Source organism: Allobosea sp. P4_C6 (assembly GCF_056402015.1).
In genome coordinates, this window is sequence record NZ_JBFUIF010000003.1 from 142,529 (window position 1) to 163,558 (window position 21,030).

The window sequence follows — 21,030 nt, forward strand, 5'->3', positions numbered from 1 at the left end:
GAAGGACTTCTCGCCATGTCGGTCGCCGTCACCATCGAAACCATCGAGAAACGCTTCGATACCTTTCCGGCGCTGCGGGGGGTCTCGCTCGATATCCAGCCGGGAGAGCTCGTTGCGCTGCTCGGTCCGTCCGGTTCGGGCAAGACCACGCTGCTGCGCCTGATCGCCGGGCTGGAAGAGGCCGATCGCGGCCGCGTGCTGTTCGGGGAGACCGATACGCGCGATCTCTCGCTGCGCGAGCGCCGCATCGGCTTCGTCTTCCAGCAATATGCGCTGTTCAAGACGATGAACGTCGCCGAGAACATCGCCTTCGGGCTGAAGTCCCGGCCCCGCCACGAGCGCCCCGACTCCGCGGAAATCCGCAAGCGCGTCGGCGACTTGCTTGAACTCGTTCAGTTGCCCGGCCTCGAAAAGCGCTATCCGAGCCAGCTCTCAGGCGGCCAGCGGCAGCGCGTCGCGCTCGCCCGCGCGCTTGCGATCGAGCCGCGCGTGCTGCTGCTCGACGAGCCTTTCGGCGCGCTCGACGCCAAGGTGCGTAAGGATCTGCGGGCCTGGCTGCGCGAACTGCACGGACGCACCGGCCACACCACCGTCTTCGTCACCCATGACCAGGAAGAGGCGCTGGAACTCGCCGACCGCGTCGCGATCCTGAACGAGGGGCGCATCGAGCAGGTCGGCTCGGCCGACGACGTCTACGACCATCCGGCGACGCCCTTCATCTGCGAGTTCCTCGGCGAGGTGAACAAGCTCCCTGTGAAGGTCGTCGGCAGCCAGGCCTTCTTCGGCGACCGGCCGGTGCTGGGCGGCATCACGCAGAACCAGGGCGGTTCGGCCTCGCTCTATGTCCGCCCGCAGCATCTGCGCATCGTCGACGAGACGCCGCTGGCCCTGCCCGGCGTGGTCGAGCATCTGCGTCGCAACGGCCCGCTGCGCCGGGCGGAGGTGGCGGTCGACGGGCTCAAGAAACGGCTTGAGGTCGATCTTGCCAGCCAGGTCGCTCCGGCGATCGGTGAGCGCATCCGGCTGCGCATCACCCATGGCAACCTGTTCGCTGCCGCTTGATCGACCCGATTGTTCGGCATCGGTGATCTGGAAAAGCGGATTCCCCTTTTCGGCTCGATGCCCTAGCCTCCGCTGCGAATCCAGCCGGCCACCGCGCCGGCCGGGCCACGATCCGGATGGGAGATCGCGATGAAAGCACGCGCGAAATGGGTGGAAGGCATGGCCTTCATGGGCGAGTCCGGCAGCGGACACGCCATGATCATGGACGGCGCGCCTGAATATGGCGGGCGCAATCTGGGTATCCGGCCGATGGAGATGCTGCTGATCGGGCTCGCCGGCTGCACGGCTTTCGATGTCGTCGGCATGCTCAAGAAGGGCCGTGAATCGGTCACCGGCTGCGATGTCGAGGTCGAGGCCGAACGCGCCACCACCGATCCCAAGGTCTTCACCAAGATCCACCTCGTCTACCGCATCACCGGCAAGGGCCTTTCGCAGGCCAAGGCGGAACGCGCCGTCACATTGTCGAAGGAAAAATACTGTTCGGCTTCGATCATGCTCGGGGCGACGGCCGAGATGACCTACAGCCTCGAAGTGATCGACGAACTGCACAAGGAGGCCGCTGCATGAGCCAGGTTGAGTTCGCAGGACTGATCTCGCCGGAGGCGCTCGCCGCCCGGCTTGGCGACGAGAAACTCGTCGTCATCGACATCCGCACCGCCGCCGATGGTGGCAAGGACGCCTTCGAGGCCGGGCATGTTCCCGGCGCTGTTCATTCCGACTATGCGGCCGATGGCTGGCGCGCCAAGATCGGCAATGCGCCGGGCCTGCTGCCCCCGCTCGACCATGTCGCCGCGCTGGTCGGACGGCTCGGCATCAAGCCGCATGACGATATCGTCATCGTCCCGGCAGGCACGGCCGCGACTGATTTCGCTGCGGCGGCGCGGGTCTACTGGACGTTGAAATTCATCGGCCACGGCCAGCAGGCAGTGCTCGACGGCGGCTTCAAGGCGTGGGCTGCCGATCCGAAGCGGCCCGTCGAGACCGGCGCATCGGCACCGAAGGGCGCGGATCCCTATCCCATCATCGCCCAGCAGCGCCTGCGCAGCACGACGGACGCCACACTCGTCGCCTCGCGCAGCAAGCAGGCGAGCCTCGTCGACGCGCGCGGACCGAGCTATTTCGACGGGCGCGAGAAGGCGGCGGAGGCAACGCGCGCCGGCCACATCCCCGGGGCGATTCCCCGGGACTACGCCGAGGCCTTCGTGCCGGGTAGCGGCAAGCTCAAAGCGCCCGGAGAGCTGGAAAAGCTCTACGCAACGGTGCCGAACGGCCCGGTCGTGTCCTATTGCAACACCGGGCATTCGGCCGCCGCGAACTGGTTCGTGCTCTCCGAAGTGCTCGGCCGCGACGAGATCGCCCTCTACGACGGCTCGATGACCGACTGGACGCAGGATCCGGAGCGGCCGGTCGCGACCGGCAAGGCGGCCTGACGCGCTTTCGATTGCAAAACAGGTTGAAAAGGTTCAAAGGAAGCGCCGATCGCGTGCCGTGACGCGCGGCGCTTCCTGACATTTTGACCGAGCCACCAGCCGATGAACGCCGTCGCGCCGAAAATCTCCTTCGTTTCGCTGGGCTGCCCCAAGGCGCTCGTCGATTCCGAGCGGATCATCACCTCCTTGCGGTCGGAGGGCTATGAGCTCTCGAAGAGCCATGCGGGCGCAGACCTCGTCATCGTCAACACCTGCGGCTTCCTCGATTCCGCCAAGGCGGAGTCGCTGGAGGCGATCGGCTCGGCCATGGCCGAGAACGGCAAGGTCATCGTCACCGGCTGCATGGGCGCCGAGCCCGAGCAGATCCGCGACGTCTTCCCGAACGTGCTCGCGATCACCGGCCCGCAGGCCTATGAGAGCGTCGTCTCGGCCGTGCATCAGGCGGTGCCGCCCCGGCATGACCCCTTCGTCGACCTCGTGCCCGATCAGGGCATCAAGCTGACACCGCGGCACTACGCCTATCTGAAGATTTCAGAGGGTTGCAACAACCGCTGCACCTTCTGCATCATCCCGAAGCTGCGTGGCGACCTCGTCTCGCGACCGATCGGCGATGTGCTGCGCGAGGCCGAGAAGCTGGCCAAGGCGGGCGTTAGGGAATTGCTGGTGATCTCGCAGGACACCAGCGCCTATGGCCTCGACATCAAATACGCGCCGTCGATGTGGAAGGACCGCGAGGTTCGCACGCGTTTCTTCGAGCTTGCCCGCGAACTCGGGCAGATGGGGATGTGGGTGCGCCTGCACTACGTCTACCCCTACCCGCATGTCGACGAGGTCATCCCGCTGATGCAGGAAGGGCTGGTGCTGCCCTATCTCGACATCCCCTTCCAGCACGCCTCGCCCTCCGTCCTGAAGGCGATGAAGCGCCCGGCCCATCAGGACCGCACGCTCGACCGCATCCGAAAATGGCGCGACATCTGCCCAGACCTCGCCATCCGCTCGACCTTCATCGTCGGCTTCCCCGGCGAGACGGAGGAGGATGTGCAGTTCCTGCTCGATTGGCTGAAGGAAGCGAAACTGGAGCGCGTCGGCTGCTTCAAATACGAGCCGGTGAAGGGCGCCCCCGCCAACGACCTCGGACTTACCCTCGTTCCCGAGGAGGAGAAGGAGGCGCGCTGGCATCGCTTCATGAAGGCGCAGGCCGAGATCTCCACCCGCATCGTCAAGGCCCGAGTCGGCAAGCGCATCCCGGTGATCATCGACGAAGCCGGTCCGACAGTCGCCAAGGGCCGCTCGAAATGGGACGCGCCGGAGATCGACGGAAACGTCTATGTGGCGAGCCGGCGTCCCTTGCGTCCCGGCGACATCGTCACCGTCAAGATCGAGCGTGCCGACGCCTACGATCTGCACGGCGTCGCCGTTTGAGCGCAACCACGATCAGTTGTTGAACTCGCAGACCCGGCGGACGGCGCGTCCGCTGCGGTCCCGCGCGATCCTGAGATCGCCGCCGCAATTGTCGACGAGATGGACGACCGGCTCGCCCCGCTTCGGCGGCTCGTTGCAGGCATGGGTGATGCAGTTCGCACCGGCAACCTCGGTGCTCGTACGGACCGGGCGGGGAACCCGCAAGCGCTCCTGATCCTTCAGCCGGACCGCAATGACCGAGGTGTCGCCGCCGCCGGCATCGCCACCCGCGCCGCCACCCGCTCCGCCGCCCTGCTGGGCCATCGCCACGCCGGAAAGGGTCAAGGTCGCGAAAAGGAAGCCGGTGATCTGAAGCTTGCTGGGCATCGTCCTGGTCCCGAATGGCTGTCAGCGTGTCCCGCTGATGCCGATTTGTCGCGGCGCCGGCCCTTCGGGTTCATGGATGCCAAAACAAAAATGCGCCCGGCTGGCGGGCGCCGATTTTACACGCGAATCCGCCGTCATTCCGGGGCTTCGCGTCAGCGAAGAGCCCGGAACCCATGAACACAGGGTCGGACGAGAAGGCTTGTCGGGATCGGCGCGCTTTTGGATGGGCCGTGGTGTTCATGGGTTCCGGGCTCGGGCCTGCGGCCCGCCCTGGAATGACGGCGCGGTTCGGTCAAACCGGCGAGCGGAAGCACGGGATTGCGGTGGTGCGGCATTCTCGCGCGGAGGCGAGAGCAGACCCGAGAAAACCGGGTCGTCCTTCAATGCCCGGGGTTCCTTCCGGCCCGAGATGCCCGGGTCAAGCCCGGGCATGACGTTGCCGGATCAGGGGATCAGAACCGTCGAGCCCGTGGTGCCCCGCGACTCCAGCAGGCGGTGCGCCTCGGCGGCGTCCTTCAGCGGGAAGGTCGCGTTGACCGGCACCTTGACCTTGCCGCTCGTCACCGCCTCGAACAGGTTCTTCGCCATCGCGATCATGGTCTCGCGCTTGGCGGTGTGGGTATTGAGCGTCGGGCGCGTGACATAGAGCGAGCCTTTCGCGGAGAGGATGCCGAGGTTGAAAGCCTCGACGGCGCCAGACGCGTTGCCGAAGGACGCCATCAGGCCGAAGGGCTTCAGCGTGTCGAGCGACTTCATGAAGGTGTCCTTACCGACGCCGTCATAGACCACGTCGCAGAGCTTCCCGCCGGTGATCTCCTTCACGCGCGCGGCGAAATCCTCCTCGCGGTAGTTGATGACGTGGTCGGCGCCATGCGCCTTGGCAAGCTCGGCCTTCTCCTTCGAGCCGACGGTGCCGATCACGGTCGCGCCCAGTGCCTTGCCCCATTGGCAGAGGATGAGGCCGGTGGCCCCGGCCGCCGCATGGACGAGGATGGTGTCGCCCGGCTTCACCTTGTAGGTCCGGTGCAGCAGGTATTCGGCCGTCAGCCCCTTCAGCATCATGCTGGCGGCCGCCTCATAGGAAATGCCGTCCGGCAACGGGACGACGGAGGCTGCGGGCACGATGCGCTCCTCGGCATAGGCGCCGAGGGTCGAAACCACCGAGACGCGATCGCCGACCTTGAACTCCGTGACGTTCGGCCCGACGGCGAGAACATCGCCGGCGCTCTCGTTGCCGAGGACGAAGGGCAGCTGCGGCGCCGGATAGAGGCCAGAGCGGAAATAGGTGTCGATGAAGTTGAGGCCGATCGCCCGGTTCCGCATCAGAACCTCGCCGGGGCCCGGCTGCGGCAATGTGATGTCTTCGAGCTGGAGGACTTCCGGCCCACCGGTTTTATGCGCGCGGATGGCTTTGACCATGAAAGGCGTCTCCCTTGGGTTTGATGCCCGACCTTAGTGGATCATGCGCGAAAGCAGCAGCTTGCAGAACGCAGAACGCACCTTGCGACTTTGCGGCCCGTGGCCAAAACGCGGTTCATCGGATAGCCAAGTGTCATGAGCACGCACACCGCCGATCCGGTCGATATCGCCATCGTGGGCGCCGGCGCCGTCGGCCTCGCGGCCGCGCTGGCGCTCAGCCGCGAAGGCCGCAGTGTCGCCCTGCTCGGCCCGGTCGCGACGCCGCGTGACGGACGCACCGTCGCGCTGCTCGACGGCTCCTGGCGACTTCTGGCCGATCTCGGCGTGCAGGGCGCCCTGCTCGACAAGGCGGCGCCGCTCACCGTCATGCGCCTCGTCGACGACAGCGGCAGCCTGTTTCGCCAGCCGCCCGTCGAGTTCCGCGCATCCGAGATCGGTCTCGAGGCCTTCGGCTGGAACATCGAGAATGCCGATCTGACGGCGATCCTGGCGGAGAAGGCCGGTGCGGTACCCGGCCTGCGGATGATCCCAGGCCTGGTCCGTGCCATCGAGCCACAAGCCGATAGCATCCGGCTGTCCGGCGAGGGCTTCGCGCCGATGAGCGCCCGGCTCGTGGTCGGTGCCGACGGCCGCAACTCGCAGGTTCGCAGCGCCGCGGGAATCGAGAGCCGGGACTGGCGTTATCCGCAGGTGGCGCTGACCGCGATCTTCGAGCACCGCCGCGATCATCGCGAGGTCTCGACCGAGTTCCATACGCGACAGGGACCCTGCACGCTCGTGCCTTTGCCCGGACGACGCTCCTCGCTGGTCTGGCTGCTCGATCCGCAGGAAGCGGCAGCCGTCGCGGCGCTCGACGATGCCGCCTTCGCACTTCGCGCCGAGAGGCAGGTGCAGTCGCTGGTCGGCGCAATGACTGTGGTAGGCCCGCGCGGGAGGGTGCCGATGAGCGGGCTTTCGGTCGAGCGCTTTGGCGCCGGCCGTATGGCGCTGATCGGCGAGGCCGCGCATGTCTTCCCGCCGATCGGCGCGCAGGGGCTCAATCTCGGCCTGCGCGATGTCGCGGCGCTATGCGATGCGCTCGCAGGCGCTTCGGACACAGGCAGCGAGACCGTGATTGCGGAATACGACGCCGCGCGCCGGACAGATGTCAGGCTGCGGACCGGCGCGGTCGATGCGCTCAACCGCACGCTGCTGACCGACCTGCTGCCGGCCGATCTCCTGCGAGGCGCGGGCCTGCTCGCCCTGTCGCGGATCGGCCCGCTGCGCCGCTTCGTGATGCGGCAGGGGCTCGCGGGCGGGGCGGCTTCCTGACGGACGGTCGTCATGCTCGGGCCTGACCCGAGCATCTCATGCCGAAGCGGGCTCATGTGTTTCTTCCGGCAAGAGTTCTCGGGTCTGCGCGGAGTTTATCCTTGAGCCGAGAAGGCTCCGCCCGAGAACGACGGCGGAGTCAGGTCAGGCTTCGCCCAATGTCTTCCGCGTATCGGCGCCGCTCGCCGCGACGCGCCGGAGCCCCTCCGCCTGCTCTCGGAATACGGGTGCCAATGGCAGCGGCGTCGAGACAAGCCGCCGGCCGCCGGGTTCCTCGACCTGCGTATCGAGCAGGCCGCGCGCGGTCATCTGCGGATCGGAGACCGCCTCTTCCAGCGTCCGCACCACAGTGCAGCAGCAATCCAGCGGCTCGACCACGGCGCGCCAGTGGCTGGCGCTTTCGCCTGCAATGATGCGCGCGATCTCGATGCGGGTCGCCTCGGGATCGCGGCGGTCGTCGCGCAGCCTCTCATCGAGGCTGATCCCCTCGCAGAAGCTCTGCCAGAACTTGGGCTCTAGCGCTCCGACCGCGAGGAACCAGCCATCGGCGGTGGCATAGAGGCCATAGCGCGGGCTCGCCCCGGTCAGCATGCCTTCGCCGCCATCGGGAAAGGAGCCCGTCACCTGGCCCTGCGCCAGCCCGTACCAGGCGAAGGTCGGCATCGCATCGGCCATGGCGATATCGAGATGGCAACCCTGCCCGCTGCGGTCGCGCTGGCGCAGCGCCAGCAGGATGTTGAGGACGGCCGGCATCGTGCCGCCGGCGATGTCTGCGACGAGCGGCGGTGGCAGGGGCGGCGCGTCGCCGCGCTTGAGCGACTGCCCGAGCAGCCCGCCCAGCGCCTGATAGTTGATGTCGTGTCCGGCCTCCTGCGCGCGCGGCCCATGCTGGCCGTAGCCGCTGATCGAGCAGTAGATCAGCCGTGGATTGAGCGCCTTCAGCGCCTCGTAGCCGAAGCCGAGCCGCCCCATCACGCCCGGCCGGAACTGCTCGATCAGGATATCGGCCTTCGCGATCAGGGGGCTGAGCCGCGCCAGCGCATCCGGCGCCTTGAGGTCGACCTCGACGCTCTCCTTGCCGCGGTTGAGCACGGCGAAAGGCGCTGACGTCTCGCCGAAACGGGGCGGAAAGCCGCGCATGTCCTCGCCACCCGGCCGCTCGATCTTGACGACGCGCGCGCCGGCCTCGCTCAGGAAGAGGCTCGCCAGCGGCCCGGGCAGGAGCGTCGAGAAATCGAGGACCAGCAGGTCGTCCAGCGGCAGCATCGGCGTCCTTAGATTCTTTGCTTCATCGCATTTTCTTCACGCGAACCGGCGTCCACTTCGCTCGGAAATGCTCTAGTGAAAGAGATCGGCCGTTATCCTGCCCGTCTTCACCAGCCACAGGAAGCCCGGCAGCGTGACCATCGACACGATCGTGCCGACGAGGATGCAGGCGGAGGCGCGCTCGACGCCGACACGATACTGGGTCGAGATCACGAAGATGTTCAGGGCCGGCGGCAGGGCCGCCATGATGATCGCGGCATAGATCCAGTGGGTCGGGATACCGCCGAGCGCCGAGAGCAGAACCCAGACCAGCAGCGGATGCAGCAGGAGCTTGATCACGACCAGCGCCGGAACCTCGCCGGGCATCGTCTTCATCGGCCTGAGCGCAACGGTGACGCCGAGCAGGAAGAGCGCGCAGGGCGCGGCGGCCTGCGACAGCCAGAGCACCATCCGGTCGAGCGCCACCGGCAGTTCGAACTTCAGATAGCTCGCCAGCACGCCGGCAAGCGTCGCGACGTTGAACGGATGCGTCAGAACCCGCCAGACCACCTCGCGCGCCGTGGCGAGCACGCTCTTCTTCTCGACGCCTGCGATAGCCATGAGCAGGGGAACGAGCGAGAACAGCAGGACGCTGTCGAAGACGAAGATGAGCACGACCGGCGCACTGGCCTCCGGCCCCAGCGCGGCCAGGATCAACGGCGGCCCCATATAGCCGATGTTGGAATAGGCCCCGGCGACGCCCTGCATCACCGCCTGCGGCATGTCGCCCTTGGCGTGTCTCAGCCCGATCGCGAAGGACAGGCAGAAGGCGCAGAAGGTCGCCGTGGTCGTGCCGGCGATGAACTTCCAGTTGGCGAGCTCGCTCAGCGGCTTGTCGGCGATCAGCCTGTAGAACAGCGGCGGCAGCGCCACATAGATCAGGAAGAACTGCAGCCAGGCGAGCCCGGCCTCCGGCAGCTGCTTGTAACGACCGATGGCGAAGCCGAGCAGGATCAGCCCGAAGAACGGCGCCACCAGGTTGAAGATGCTGAGAAGGTCGGCCATCGGTGCGTCAGTCCTGCGGTCAAGGCGCCCGCTCCGAGCCCGAACCCCATCGCGGCCATCTGCATCTAGCGCATGACGCAGGCCCGGCAAGGCCATTCGGACCGTGGCGCCCTGCCATCAACGCAACGGATGGACTTTAAACCTAGGCTTAAATACCCACGCGGCATGGAAGGAAAATAAACCCAGGCATATAGACCTACTGCTTTATCGAAAGGCCGATGGACGCGTGCCATCGGCTCATCCACATTCGCTGCGTTGCAGCACGGAGCGCCCGATGACGACCAAGACGCCGCGCCAGTTCTTTCGTCCGCTCACGATCGGCGCGCCGGAGCCTTACCGCGAGCTGCCGCTGCGGCTCGAGCGCATGATCCATTTCGTGCCGCCCCATCTGGAGAAGGTGCGCGCAAAGGTCGGAGAGCTAGCGCCCCAGGTCGACATCGTGCTCGGCAACCTCGAGGACGCGATCCCGGTCGAAGCCAAGCAGGCCGCTCGCGACGGCTTCATCGCCATGGGCAAGGCCGTGGATTTCGGCAAGACCGGGCTGTGGACCCGCGTCAATGCGCTGAACTCGCCCTGGTTCCTCGACGATATAACCGCGATCACCGCGGAGATCGGCGGCAAGCTCGACGTGGTGATGGTCCCGAAGGTCGAAGGTCCCTGGGACATCCATTACGTCGACCAGCTGCTCGCGCAGTTCGAGGCGCGCCATGCCCTGCCGAAGCCGATCCTGATCCACGCCATCCTCGAGACGGCCGAGGGTGTGAAGAACGTCGATGCGATCGCCACGGCTTCCCCGCGCATGCACGGCATGAGCCTCGGGCCCGCCGACCTCGCCGCCTCGCGTGCGATGAAGACCACGCGCGTCGGCGGCGGCCATCCCGAGTACAAGGTGATCGCGGACCCCTCCCCCGATGGCGGGCCACGCGCCATCGCCCAGCAGGATCTCTGGCACTATACGCTGGCCAAGATGGTCGATGCCTGTGCGGCCGCCGGGATCAAGCCGTTCTACGGCCCCTTCGGCGATTTCGCCGATACGGACGCCTGCGAGGCGCAGTTCCGCAACGCCTTCCTGCTCGGCTGCGCCGGCGCCTGGACGCTGCATCCCTCGCAGATCGCGATCGCCAAGCGGGTCTTCAGCCCCGACCCGGCCGAGGTCGCCTTCGCCAAGCGCATCATCGAGGCGATGCCGGACGGCTCCGGCGCCGTGATGATCGACGGCAAGATGCAGGACGACGCCACCTGGAAGCAGGCGAAGGTGATCGTCGACCTTGCTCGCCAGGTCGCGGCACGCGACCCCGATCTCGCGGAACGCTACGGAATGTGATGGGACAAACGGCCTAATCCATTGATCTCGACGCATTTAGGACGCATTGCTCTCGCAAGGGCGGCGAGGACGTAAGCCGGCGGCGGATCGGCCGGTTCAGTATGGATCAACTATGGAAGCGCGTTCGGCCAAATTCCGGATCGGGCAGGTGGTCAAGCACCGCGTCTACCCGTTCCGTGGCGTGATCTTCGACGTCGACCCGGTTTTCTCCAACACCGAGGAATGGTGGATGGCGATTCCGGAGAACATGCGCCCGTCGAAGGACCAGCCCTTTTACCACCTCTTCGCGGAGAACGAGGAGACGGAATACGTCGCCTATGTCTCGGAGCAGAATCTCGTCAGCGACGATTCCGGAGAACCGGTCCGCCATCCGCGCGCCAAGGAATTCTTCCGGCGAGACCGCAAGGGCCGGTATCGGATCGACCGGACCGAACTGAACTGAAGAAAGCGTCTTCAGCCAAGCAAGTTGAGCATTTCGGTATACGGAAAACAAAAAGGCCGGCTCTTGGAGCCGGCCTTTTCTATTCTTGGCTTCAGCCGGCCGATCAGGGCTTGGGCGGGATCGCCGGGGCAGCGCCCGGAACCGGAAGAGCGCCCGGCGTGGGAGCGGCACCCGGGGCCGCGTTGGCGCCGCCGGCGCCGAGACGCTGGCGCAGCTCTTCCTGGCGCTTCGCCAGCTCGTCCTGAAGCTGCTTCTGCTGGTCCTCGAGGACCTTGGGATCGATCGGCGCGCCGTCGAAGCCCTTGGCGAAATCGGCCAGCGGAATCGCGAAGGTCACCTCACGGGCGCCCTGGTTCTGGACGCTGATGTTCAGCGTGGTGCCCTTCTTCATCGCATTGATGAAGTCGTCCTTGACCTGCGCCTCGGCGAAGCAGCCGTTCGGGAAGCAGATCGCGTAGCGGCCGCCGACCGGCTGGGCGTTGTCGACGCCGAAGCGGATGCCGGGCTGCAGCAGCAGGCCGAGCGGCATCAGGAAGCGGACGATCTTGTTCGGGTCGCCCTTGACGTCATAGATCGCGGCCGCGAGCACCGGCTGGCCCTGATCCGAAACGAAGTCGCGGGTCGTGTAGCAGATTTCCTTGTTGGCGCCCTGGTCCTTGCCGCAGACCTTGGTCCAGCTGGTCTGCGAAGGCTCCGGCTTGACCTGGACGACGGTCGGGCCGGTCGCCGCGGCGCCCGGCTGCTGGGCCGGGGCGGCGGGCTGCTGAGCCGGGGCTGCCGGCCGCGCCGGGGTCGCCGGCCGCGGGGCCTGCGCGAAAGCGGCGACGGGCGAGAAGGCGACCGCCGCGCTGAGGGCGAGCCCTAGGGCAGACGATGACAGGCGAAACGAAGCGGACATTCCTTGGCTTTCCTTATCAGGCGAATTCGGGGATCACGACTTCGCAAGCCGCGCGTGTCACCGCCGACGGCTCAATCGCATGGCGGCGCCAGCCTTTTCAAGCCGTGCACATCAAGGGCGATTGAGGCGTTTGAATGACACCCTGTCCCGCCTTTAGCGAGTTCGCGCGCCAGATTCCAGCCCGAATAGCTGCGTGACGACCTGCAGCCCATGCTATTCTGACGTAGGGAATCAGGTCGGACGATGGATTTTATGCGATTGCCCTCGGTGGCGAGCCGCCGCAGGGTCAACTTGATGCTTGCCTTGAGCCCGTTCGCCCTGCTGGCGCGCGGCAGATCGGCATTGGCCGATTCGGTGCCGGTGCAGCACGCCATCGCGATGCACGGCCAGCCGGCGCTCCCTCCCGGCTTCGCTCACCTGCCCTATGCCGACCCCAAGGCTCCGCGTGGCGGGCGTATCGTCTTCGGCATCCAGGGCACGTTCGACAGCCTCAATCCGCTGGTCGTGCTCGGCGTCGCACCCGACGCCGTGCCGAAATACGTTCAGCAGAGCCTGCTCTTCCGTTCGGCAGACGAGCCTTTCACCGCTTATGGCCTGCTCGCCTTGCGCGTGGAGCTCGACGCAGACCGCAGGAAACTCGCCTTCGATCTCGATCCGCGCGCGACGTTCTCCGACGGCACCCCGGTGACAGCCGACGACGTGCTCTTCACCGTCGAGATGCTGAAGACGAAGGGCAAGCCGTTCCACCGTTCCAGCCTGGCGCGGATCACGAAGGCCTCGGCCCCCTCGCAGCGCCGGGTGGAGTTCGAGCTGGGCGACGGCTCCAACCGCGAATTGCCGCTGGTGATCGGCGCCCTGCCGATCTTCGCCAGGCATGCGACGAATGCGGAGAGCTTCGGCGAGACCAGCTTCAAGCCTGCCCTCGGCTCAGGTCCCTATGCGGTCAGCGAGGTCAGGCCGGGCGAAGCGCTGACTCTGAAGCGGCGCAAGGATTTCTGGGCCGAGGATCACCCGCTGACGCAGGGTCTCTTCAACGCGGACGAGATTCGCTACGATTTCTACCGGGACTCGAACGCGTTGTTCGAGGCGTTCAAGGCCGGGCTCTATGATGTCCGCCTGGAGGGCGACCCGACCCGCTGGATGACGGGCTACGACGTGCCGGCGGTGCATGACGGCCGCATCGTCAGGCAGACGCTGCATTTCGACACGCCAAAGGGCATGACCGGGCTGGTCTTCAACACGCGCCGGCCGGTGTTCTCCGACATCCGCGTGCGTGAGGCGCTCGGGCTGCTGTTCGACTTCGAATGGGTCAACCGCAACCTGTTCCACGGCGTCTATCGGCGCGCCGGCAGCTTCTTCTCCGATTCGGAACTCTCGGCCCTCGGCGTGCCCGCAGACGCGCGCGAGAAGGCGCTGCTCGCAGCCTTTCCCGGTGCCGTGCGCGACGACATCCTGGCCGGGGCCTGGAAGCCGTCCGAGACCGACGGTTCCGGCCGCGACCGCGAGCAGGCGCGCAAGGCGCTCGACCTGCTCAAGGCCGCCGGCTACGCGCTGCAGGACGGCGTGCTGCGCAACGGCAAAAGCGAGCCCTTCGCCTTCGAGATCACCGTCACCAGCCGCCCGCAGGAGCGGCTCGCGCTGAACTACGCGCAGTCGATCGGGCGTCTCGGCATCGCGGCCAGCGTCCGCCTGATCGACGACGTGCAGTACTGGCGGCGTCTCTCGGCCTTCGACTTCGACATGATCCAATGGACCTGGCCTGCCTCGGCCTCGCCCGGCAACGAGCAGATCGGCCGCTGGGGTGCCGCGAATGCCGAGCGTAAGGGCTCGCTCAACTATGCCGGGGTGAAATCTCCCGCCATCGACGCCGTGCTCCAGGCCCTGCTCGGCGCCCGCGAGCGCGAGGATTTCGTCGCGGCGGTGCGCGCCCTCGACCGGCTGCTGCTGTCGGGTTTCTACGTCGTGCCGCTCTATTACCTGCCGGACACCTGGCTTGCTTTGGCGCGCAACGTCGTGATGGCGGGGCGCCAGCCGGGCTATTTCCTTTCCAACGAAATGCTGGCGCGCCTCCCGGCCGCGCCGGCGCCGGCGAACTGAAGGGCCGTCGATGCGGGCTGAACAGGACGAAGCTTCCGCCCTGCTCGACGGGCTCGATATCGACACGCTGCTCAAGGCGCTGATCCGCGGACGCGGCTATGAGGCGGCCTTGCGCGACCCGCCGGGGCGACGCGGCTGGAGCGACGTCAGCCCGGCCTCGATCAATTTTCTCCAGCTCGAACAGCGCATCGACCGGCTGGCGCGGCTCCTGACCGTCAACAAGGGACAGCCGGGGGCAAGCGTGGCGATCCTGGCGCCGCTCGGGCCGGAGGCGATCGTCTCCATGCTTGCCTGCCTGCGCGCCGGCCTTTCGCCACTGATGCTGCCGCTCCATGGGAACGAATTGGAGCTGTTGCGCCTCATCGAGGCTTCGGGCGCCGTCATGGCGCTCGGCGTCAGCAGGGTCGGACCGTTGCGGCCGCTGCTGATGCTGCGCAACCTCGCGATGCGCGCCTTCGGCACCCGGTTCGTCGGCGGCTTCGGCCCCGATGTGCCGGATGGCGTCGCCCCGCTCGACGCGCTGATGGCCAATGCGAGCCTGCATCCCCTCCCCGGCCTTGTGGAGCGGCCGTGGCTGCAGGTCGCCGATGCCATCTCGTTCGAAGGACCGCAGCGAATCTCCGAACGGGAGCTTCTGGGCAAGGCGCTCGAGATTTCGCGTGCCCTCAAGCCGATGACCTCGTCGCGGATCGTCACCACCCTGGTCGGCGGCGACCTCGCCTCGCTCGCCAGCGGGCCGGGCATGGCGATGCTGACGGGAGTCGAGCTGCTGCCGCTCGGCCTATTTAACCTCGGAGACCTGCAGGCCTGCGTCGAGGGCGGGCGCAGCGTCCATCTCGTCCTGCCGGGCGAGATGGAGCCAGCACTGGCGCATTCGCGGCTGGCGGGGCATCCGGCTCTGGCCAGCCTCGTCTTCGTGCAAAGGATGACTGGCAAACCGGCCTATCCGGCAATTGATCGCCCCGATCTCGCCATCGTCGATATCGCGGTGCATACTGCGTCCGATATCACCGTGACCCGGCGCCAGTCGCCCATCGGTTGATCGGCGCGGGGACGGTGTCGGGGCGCATTCCGCGGAGTGTCCACCATGCTTGCCTTCGGCGTTGTTCTGCTCTCCCTCTCGGCCAGCCCGGTCACTCTCGTTGCCGACGGGGTGCCGCGTTTCGATATCGCCGCCTCCTGCGAAGCCGCGGGCAAGTCCTCCACAGGGATCGGCCGCCCTGTCGCCGCCTGCCGCGACGATGAGGAAAAGGCCCGCGGCGCCCTCGAGATGCGCTGGTCGGAATTCCCAGTGCAGGCCCGTACGACCTGTACCGAAGGTGCGAGCCTCGGCGGACCGCCGAGCTACGTCCAGCTCATCACCTGTCTGGAAATGACGAAGCAGTGATGCTCGTCCTGCCCGCCGGCAGCGCCGCGGCGCGCAGCAGCGTGTAGAGCACCACCGCGTTCAGCAGGTGCCAGAGCCAATGGGTGCCCAGCGACAGGGCTCCGCAAAGCGGCCCGTCGATACTGCGCATCGTCAGCGAAACGGCGAACGCCGAGCCGGCCAGAGCAAGCAGCCTCCGCGGCCGGCGGAGGACGGGATCACGCGGCATGGCGAGCGCAATGCCGATAAGCCCCAGCAGAAACGCGGCATAGCCGGCGGAGCCCGCCACCATCGCCGGCAGGATTGATCGCCCCGCCCAGGAGAGGCCGAGCGCGAGGCCGAAGAAGGCGAGCGTCCCCGCGGCCGCCACCCGCTTCGACGCGCCAAAGAATCGCCGAAGCGCAAAGGCGAAATAGCCGAAGGCGAAGAGCTGGATCGGCAGGACATCGGCCGCCACCGTCCAGCGATTTGGCATGGTGTGGAACAGGAAGGACCCGACCCCGATCGCGAAGACCATGAGGATCAGCGCGAGCACGCTCCGGTCACGGACGCCCTGCCGGCCAAAGCCAGAAGGCCGCCAGCGCCGCGGCAAGAAACGCCGCATTGGTCGCCGCGTTGAAAGGCTCGGCCCAGAAGCTGCCGTCCAGTCTTTCGCAATAGCCGAACCGCATCCGATCGCCCATTTACAACCCGACACCGCCAGCCAAGCCCGCGTGTTGCGACATTATCGTGTCGCGGCCGAGGCTTGTCTCGGCGGCTGCGCTCCGCGAAGTTCGCTCCCTGACCATCAGGAACGACCATCATGCGCAGCCTTCGCCTTTCGCTCTCCGGAGTCTTCCTGCTCGCCGTGGGAGCTGCGAGCCCTGCTTCGGCCGACCCGGCAACCTGCGCCGGCCTCTGGACGGCCCGCAACGAGATATACAAGGCGCAGGGCTACTGCTTCCGCACGCAGCGCGCGATCGCGGCCTTCGGCAATGCCGGCTGCCAGTATGACGATATCCAGGACGTGCCGCTCTCCGCCAACGACCGGCGCGCCGTTGCCGACATCGTCAGGCAGGAGCGGGCGCTGCGCTGCCCGCGCTGACGGCGATTGCCTGTGGAATGCATCGCAGCCCTGCGCCCCGCGAGGGCGAGCCCGTGCTAGAAGCGCCGGCCGTGCCTCTGCGCGCGGCCAATCAAGGCGATTTACGACCCGCATGACGACAGCGATCGAGATGGGAACGACACGGACCGGCGAGCCCGGTCTCATCGATCTCGCCGAATTGCTGGCGACGCGGCTGCTCGTGCAGGGCAATTCCGGCTCGGGCAAGTCGCATCTGCTGCGCCGCCTGCTGGAGCAGAGCGCGCCGCTCGTCCAGCAGGCGATCATCGATCCGGAGGGCGATTTCGTCTCGCTCGCCGACCAGTTCGGCCATGTCGTGGTCGATGCCGAATGCGGCGAGGCCGAATTGCAGCGCGTCGCGCTGCGGGTGCGCCAGCACCGCGTCTCGGTCGTGCTCAATCTCGAGAACCTCGAGGCCGACGAGCAGTTGCGCGCCACGGCCGCCTTCCTCGGCGGGCTCTTCGACGTCGACCGCTCGCTCTGGTTCCCGATGCTGATCGTGGTCGACGAAGCCCAGCTCTTCGCGCCGGTGATGGCGGGCGAAGCCTCTGACGAAGCGCGCCGGCTCTCGCTGGGTGCCATGACCAATCTGATGTGCCGGGGCCGCAAGCGCGGCCTTGCCGGCGTGATCGCGACCCAGCGCCTCGCCAAGCTCGCCAAGAACGTCGCGGCCGAGGCCTCCAACTTCCTGATGGGCCGCACCTTCCTCGATATCGACATGGCCCGCGCCGCCGATCTGCTCGGCATGGACCGCAGGCAGGCCGAGATGTTCCGCGACCTCGAACGCGGGCAGTTCGTCGCGCTCGGCCCCGCCTTGTCCAAGCGGCCGTTGCCGCTCAGGATCGGCACCGTCAGTTCGGTGGATCGCGGCGGCGCGCCGGGGCTGATGCCCCTGCCGGAACAGGCCCCCGAAGACGCCGGCAAGCTGATCTTCACGCCGGGCGAGGACGAGCCGCCGCCGATGGCGCGCCCGGTCCGACCCGCGCCCCGGCCGCGCCCGGCCGCCGGCGACGTGCTGAGGCAGATCGAGAACTACCGCCCTGCCCCGCAGGCCGAGCCCGAGCCCGAGATCGAGCTGGAACCGGGCGCGCGCGAGGCGATCATGGTCGAAATCCTGCGCGAGCTGATGGCCGATCCGGAGGCGCGCTCGCGACAGGTCGCGGTGCTCTATCAGGATTTCACCGTGCGCTGCCGGATGCGCCGGCTAGGCCGCACGCATCTGAGCCTGGAGGAGTTCCGCCGCAGGCTCGCCGTCGCGCGGGCCGGCGTCAGCGACAGCATCGCGACCAGCGATGGCTGGCGGACGGCGGTCGAAGCCTCGGGCAGCTTGCCGGAGGATCTGCAGGGGCTCTTCCTGTTCATCGCGCGAACCGCGATCGAGGGCGCGCCCTGCCCGAGCGATGCCGAGCTGGCGCGGGTCTATGGCAGCCATTCGCCCAGCCGGGCGCGGCGGCTTCTCGGCTATATCGAGGAGCGCGGCCTCATCGTCTGCCATGTCGATTTTCGCGGGCTACGGACACTGGCGCTCCCGACGCTCGGCGTCGAGACCGCGCCGGGGCTGGCGCAGCCGCGTACCGCGGGCATGCCGCGCAGCGCGCGAGGCTAGCGGCCCTCGCGGGCTCGATGACTTGAACTCACCAATGCTGTTCCGGTGAGCGGGCTAATCGCGCCGGCTTGGTAACCCCACGTTCCGGCCTCCACAGGAGATCTGGATCATGGAATATCGGCGTTTGGGTCATTCGGGACTGATGGTCCCTGCCCTGAGCTTCGGCGCGGGCACCTTCGGCGGAACCGGGCCGCTCTTCAGCGCATGGGGCACGACCGATGCCCGGGAGGCGCGCCGCCTGGTCGATATCTGCCTCGAAGCCGGGCTGAACCTGTTCGACACCGCCGATGTCTATTCGAACGGCGCTTCCGAGGAGGTGCTCGGCGAAGCGATCAAGGGACGCCGCGACAAGCTGCTGATCTCGACCAAGACGACCCTGCCGATGGGCGACGGCCCCAATGATGCCGGCTCCTCGCGCAGCCGCTTGATCAAGGCGACCGAGGACGCACTGCGGCGGCTCGGCACCGATTATATCGACCTGCTGCAATTGCATGCCTTCGACGCTGGCACGCCGGTCGAGGAGGTGCTCTCGACGCTCGACACGCTCGTCCGCGCCGGAAAGCTGCGCCATGTCGGCGTCTCCAACTTCGCCGGCTGGGAACTGATGAAGTCCCTCGCCGCAGCCGAACGCCACGGCTGGACGCGCTATGTCGCGCATCAGGTCTATTACTCGTTGGTCGGGCGCGACTACGAATGGGAGCTGATGCCGCTCGGCCGCGACCAGGGCGTCGGGGCGCTGGTCTGGAGCCCGCTCGGCTGGGGCCGCCTAACCGGCAAGATCCGGCGCGGCCAGCCGGTGCCTGCCGGCAGCCGCCTGCATGAGACCGCTGAGTTCGGCCCGCCGGTCGAGGACGAACAACTCTACGCCATCGTCGATGTGCTCGATGCCATCGCCGAGGAGACCGGCAGGAGCGTGCCGCAGGTCGCGATCAACTGGCTGCTGCAGCGCCCGACTGTCTCCTCCGTCATCATCGGCGCCCGCAACGAGCAGCAATTGCGCGACAATCTCGGAGCGGTCGGCTGGAACCTGACTGCCGAGCAGGTCGCGCGCCTCGATGCTGCAAGCGTGCGGACCGCGCCCTACCCGTATTTCCCCTATCGGCGGCAGGCCGGTTTCGCGCAGCTGAATCCGCCGGTGGTGTAACTCGCGCACCCCGCGCGAAACTTGACCACCCGGCCCCCGAACGTGCATGACCTCAAGCCGAATTAACAGGTCATGCCATGCGCGTTCTGCTGATCGACAACTACGACAGCTTCACCTGGAACCTGGTCCACCTCATTGGCGGGCTGGGGGCGCAGGTCGACGTCTGGCGCAACGATGCGCTGTCGGTCGAGGATGCGCTCAGTGGCGAGCATGACGCGATCGTGCTCTCGCCCGGCCCCTGCACGCCGAACGAGGCCGGCATCTGCCTCGACCTCGTCCGCGAAGGCGCAGGCGTGAAGCCGATCTTCGGCGTCTGCCTCGGCCTGCAGGCGATGGGCCAGGCCTTCGGTGGTGAGGTCGTGCGGGCGCCCCTGCCGATGCATGGCAAGGTCTCTCCGATCCGGCACAAGGCGCGCGGCCTGTTCCGAGGCATCAACGGGCCGCTGCAGGCGACGCGCTATCACTCTCTGGTCGTCGACCGTTCGACCTGCCCGCCGGTGTTCGACATCGAGGCCGAGACCGATGACGGCCTGATCATGGCGCTCTCTCATCGCGAGCTGCCAGTGCATGGCGTCCAGTTCCATCCGGAGAGCATCGCCTCCGAGCATGGCGCGACGATTCTACGGAATTTCCTCGACCTCGCTCAGCGATGGCGCAGCGAACATGACGCCGCCGCCCTGATCCCAACAGCCTGATTCCGCAGAGTTTCCATGGACGATTTCAAACCCTTCATCGCCAAGGTCGCGACCGGCGCGACGCTCTCGCGCGAGGAAGCGCGCGACGCCTTCGACACCATCCTCTCCGGCGAGGTCACCAACGCGCAGTCGGCCGCCTTCCTGATGGCGCTGCGTGTGCGCGGCGAGACCATCGACGAGATCGCCGGCGCGGTCGGTGCGATGCGCGGCAAGATGCTGCCGGTGAAGGCGCCGCCCGAGGCGATCGACATCGTCGGCACCGGCGGCGATTCCTCCGGCTCCTACAACGTCTCGACCCTGGCCTCGATCATCACCGCCGCCTGCGGCGTGCCCGTCGCCAAGCACGGCAACCGGGCGGCATCCTCGCGCTCCGGCGCGGCGGATGTGCTGACCGCGCTCGGTGTCAAGGTCGGGCTCGATCCGGCCGGCACCGAACGATGCATCCGCGAAGCCGGCGTCGGCTTCATGTTCGCGCCGACGCACCATGCCTCGATGCGCCATGTCGCGCCGGTGCGCACCGAGCTCGGCACGCGCACGATCTTCAACCTGCTCGGCCCGCTCTCCAACCCGGCCGGGGCGAAGCGCCAGCTGATTGGTGCTTTCTCCGAGACCTGGCTGGAGCCGATGGTCAAGGTGCTGGCCTCGTTCGGCTCGACCCGCGTCTGGGCCGTGCATGGCTCGGATGGGCTCGACGAGATCACCACCACCGGCCCGACCCGCGTCGTCTCGCTCGAGAACGGCAAGATCGAGAGCTTCCTGATCAATCCCGCGGATGTCGGTCTCGCGCCGGCCAAGCCGGAAGAGCTGCGCGGCGGCACGCCGGAGCAGAACGCCGCAGCGCTGAACGCCGTGCTCGCTGGCGAAAAGACCGGTTTCCGCGATATCGCCGCCTTCAACGCTGCTGCCGCGCTGCTCGTCGCAGGCAAGGCCACGGATCTGAAGGACGGCTTCGCCCAGGCGACGGCCGCGCTCGATTCCGGCAAGGCCAGGGCGACGCTCGCCGCCCTCGTCAAAATCTCGAACGCGTGAGGGCGGC

Annotated in this window: 21 protein-coding genes; 15 read left to right on the plus strand and 6 right to left on the minus strand. The window is 67.3% G+C overall.

The window, feature by feature from the left end:
* Positions 1–15: 15 nt before the first annotated feature.
* The 4 genes from AC1DVA_RS03545 (at position 16) to rimO (ending at position 3,914) form a co-directional block, all read left to right on the plus strand.
* A complete protein-coding gene (locus AC1DVA_RS03545) occupies positions 16–1,062 on the plus strand; it encodes a sulfate/molybdate ABC transporter ATP-binding protein (protein WP_476804990.1) in 1,047 nt (348 codons plus the stop codon).
* Between the two features lie 129 nt (positions 1,063–1,191).
* Positions 1,192–1,629 (plus strand): OsmC family protein, encoded by a 438-nt coding sequence (locus tag AC1DVA_RS03550; RefSeq protein ID WP_265053518.1) that lies wholly within the window; start codon positions 1,192–1,194, stop codon positions 1,627–1,629.
* On the plus strand, positions 1,626–2,492 hold the full coding sequence (locus AC1DVA_RS03555; protein WP_476804991.1) for a sulfurtransferase: 867 nt from the start codon (positions 1,626–1,628) through the stop codon (positions 2,490–2,492). The genes AC1DVA_RS03550 and AC1DVA_RS03555 overlap by 4 nt, the downstream gene beginning before the upstream one ends.
* A gap of 102 nt (positions 2,493–2,594) precedes the next feature.
* The gene (gene rimO, locus AC1DVA_RS03560) at positions 2,595–3,914 is read left to right on the plus strand and encodes a 30S ribosomal protein S12 methylthiotransferase RimO (protein WP_265053520.1); all 1,320 of its coding nucleotides are present in this window, start codon (positions 2,595–2,597) and stop codon (positions 3,912–3,914) included.
* 12 nt (positions 3,915–3,926) lie between these two features.
* On the opposite strand, the gene AC1DVA_RS03565 is transcribed toward rimO, so the two are convergent.
* Positions 3,927–4,280 (minus strand): hypothetical protein, encoded by a 354-nt coding sequence (locus tag AC1DVA_RS03565; RefSeq protein WP_476804992.1) that lies wholly within the window; start codon positions 4,278–4,280, stop codon positions 3,927–3,929.
* A 444-nt stretch (positions 4,281–4,724) separates the two neighbouring features.
* Positions 4,725–5,699, minus strand: coding sequence for a quinone oxidoreductase family protein (locus AC1DVA_RS03570; protein ID WP_476804993.1), 975 nt, complete (start codon positions 5,697–5,699; stop codon positions 4,725–4,727).
* A gap of 135 nt (positions 5,700–5,834) precedes the next feature.
* Between AC1DVA_RS03570 and AC1DVA_RS03575 the strand changes: the two genes are divergently transcribed.
* Positions 5,835–7,010 (plus strand): UbiH/UbiF family hydroxylase, encoded by a 1,176-nt coding sequence (locus tag AC1DVA_RS03575; RefSeq protein ID WP_476804994.1) that lies wholly within the window; start codon positions 5,835–5,837, stop codon positions 7,008–7,010.
* A gap of 144 nt (positions 7,011–7,154) precedes the next feature.
* On the opposite strand, the gene AC1DVA_RS03580 is transcribed toward AC1DVA_RS03575, so the two are convergent.
* Positions 7,155–8,276 (minus strand): CaiB/BaiF CoA transferase family protein, encoded by a 1,122-nt coding sequence (locus tag AC1DVA_RS03580; RefSeq protein ID WP_476804995.1) that lies wholly within the window; start codon positions 8,274–8,276, stop codon positions 7,155–7,157.
* Positions 8,277–8,348: 72 nt separating this feature from the next.
* Positions 8,349–9,320 (minus strand): AEC family transporter, encoded by a 972-nt coding sequence (locus AC1DVA_RS03585; RefSeq protein WP_476804996.1) that lies wholly within the window; start codon positions 9,318–9,320, stop codon positions 8,349–8,351.
* Positions 9,321–9,594: 274 nt separating this feature from the next.
* On the opposite strand from AC1DVA_RS03585, the gene AC1DVA_RS03590 reads away from it, so the two are divergent.
* Positions 9,595–10,644, plus strand: coding sequence for an HpcH/HpaI aldolase/citrate lyase family protein (locus tag AC1DVA_RS03590; protein ID WP_476804997.1), 1,050 nt, complete (start codon positions 9,595–9,597; stop codon positions 10,642–10,644).
* Positions 10,645–10,756: 112 nt separating this feature from the next.
* Entirely contained in the window at positions 10,757–11,086 is a 330-nt protein-coding gene (hspQ, locus tag AC1DVA_RS03595; protein WP_265053527.1) for a heat shock protein HspQ, read from the plus strand.
* Positions 11,087–11,189: 103 nt separating this feature from the next.
* Here the strand turns inward: hspQ and AC1DVA_RS03600 are convergent, their stop codons facing one another.
* Positions 11,190–11,984 carry an invasion associated locus B family protein gene (locus AC1DVA_RS03600; protein ID WP_476804998.1) on the minus strand — a complete coding sequence of 265 codons (795 nt, stop codon included), beginning with the start codon at positions 11,982–11,984 and terminating at the stop codon, positions 11,190–11,192.
* Between the two features lie 294 nt (positions 11,985–12,278).
* Here AC1DVA_RS03600 and AC1DVA_RS03605 point away from each other — a divergent pair, with 294 nt between their 5' ends.
* The 3 genes from AC1DVA_RS03605 to AC1DVA_RS03615 are packed head-to-tail and all read left to right on the plus strand — an operon-like array spanning position 12,279 to position 15,468.
* Positions 12,279–14,081: an extracellular solute-binding protein gene (locus AC1DVA_RS03605; RefSeq protein ID WP_476804999.1), complete on the plus strand. Its 1,803-nt coding sequence runs from the start codon at positions 12,279–12,281 to the stop codon at positions 14,079–14,081.
* A gap of 10 nt (positions 14,082–14,091) precedes the next feature.
* Positions 14,092–15,123, plus strand: a complete 1,032-nt coding sequence (locus AC1DVA_RS03610; RefSeq protein ID WP_476805000.1) for an AMP-binding protein — start codon at positions 14,092–14,094, stop codon at positions 15,121–15,123.
* 45 nt (positions 15,124–15,168) lie between these two features.
* The gene (locus tag AC1DVA_RS03615) at positions 15,169–15,468 is read left to right on the plus strand and encodes a hypothetical protein (protein ID WP_265053531.1); all 300 of its coding nucleotides are present in this window, start codon (positions 15,169–15,171) and stop codon (positions 15,466–15,468) included.
* On the opposite strand, the gene AC1DVA_RS03620 is transcribed toward AC1DVA_RS03615, so the two are convergent.
* Positions 15,440–15,982 (minus strand): ceramidase domain-containing protein, encoded by a 543-nt coding sequence (locus AC1DVA_RS03620; RefSeq protein WP_476805001.1) that lies wholly within the window; start codon positions 15,980–15,982, stop codon positions 15,440–15,442. The genes AC1DVA_RS03615 and AC1DVA_RS03620 overlap by 29 nt on opposite strands.
* A gap of 267 nt (positions 15,983–16,249) precedes the next feature.
* Here AC1DVA_RS03620 and AC1DVA_RS03625 point away from each other — a divergent pair, with 267 nt between their 5' ends.
* The 5 genes from AC1DVA_RS03625 to trpD all read left to right on the plus strand — a co-directional run bounded on the left by AC1DVA_RS03625 (position 16,250) and on the right by trpD (position 21,023).
* Positions 16,250–16,531, plus strand: coding sequence for a YARHG domain-containing protein (locus AC1DVA_RS03625; protein ID WP_476805002.1), 282 nt, complete (start codon positions 16,250–16,252; stop codon positions 16,529–16,531).
* 112 nt (positions 16,532–16,643) lie between these two features.
* Positions 16,644–18,155: a helicase HerA domain-containing protein gene (locus tag AC1DVA_RS03630; protein ID WP_476805003.1), complete on the plus strand. Its 1,512-nt coding sequence runs from the start codon at positions 16,644–16,646 to the stop codon at positions 18,153–18,155.
* 109 nt (positions 18,156–18,264) lie between these two features.
* The gene (locus tag AC1DVA_RS03635) at positions 18,265–19,299 is read left to right on the plus strand and encodes an aldo/keto reductase (protein WP_476805004.1); all 1,035 of its coding nucleotides are present in this window, start codon (positions 18,265–18,267) and stop codon (positions 19,297–19,299) included.
* Positions 19,300–19,376: 77 nt separating this feature from the next.
* On the plus strand, positions 19,377–19,994 hold the full coding sequence (locus AC1DVA_RS03640) for an anthranilate synthase component II (protein ID WP_265053536.1): 618 nt from the start codon (positions 19,377–19,379) through the stop codon (positions 19,992–19,994).
* Between the two features lie 15 nt (positions 19,995–20,009).
* Positions 20,010–21,023, plus strand: coding sequence for an anthranilate phosphoribosyltransferase (trpD, locus tag AC1DVA_RS03645; RefSeq protein WP_442864981.1), 1,014 nt, complete (start codon positions 20,010–20,012; stop codon positions 21,021–21,023).
* Positions 21,024–21,030: the final 7 nt, after the last annotated feature.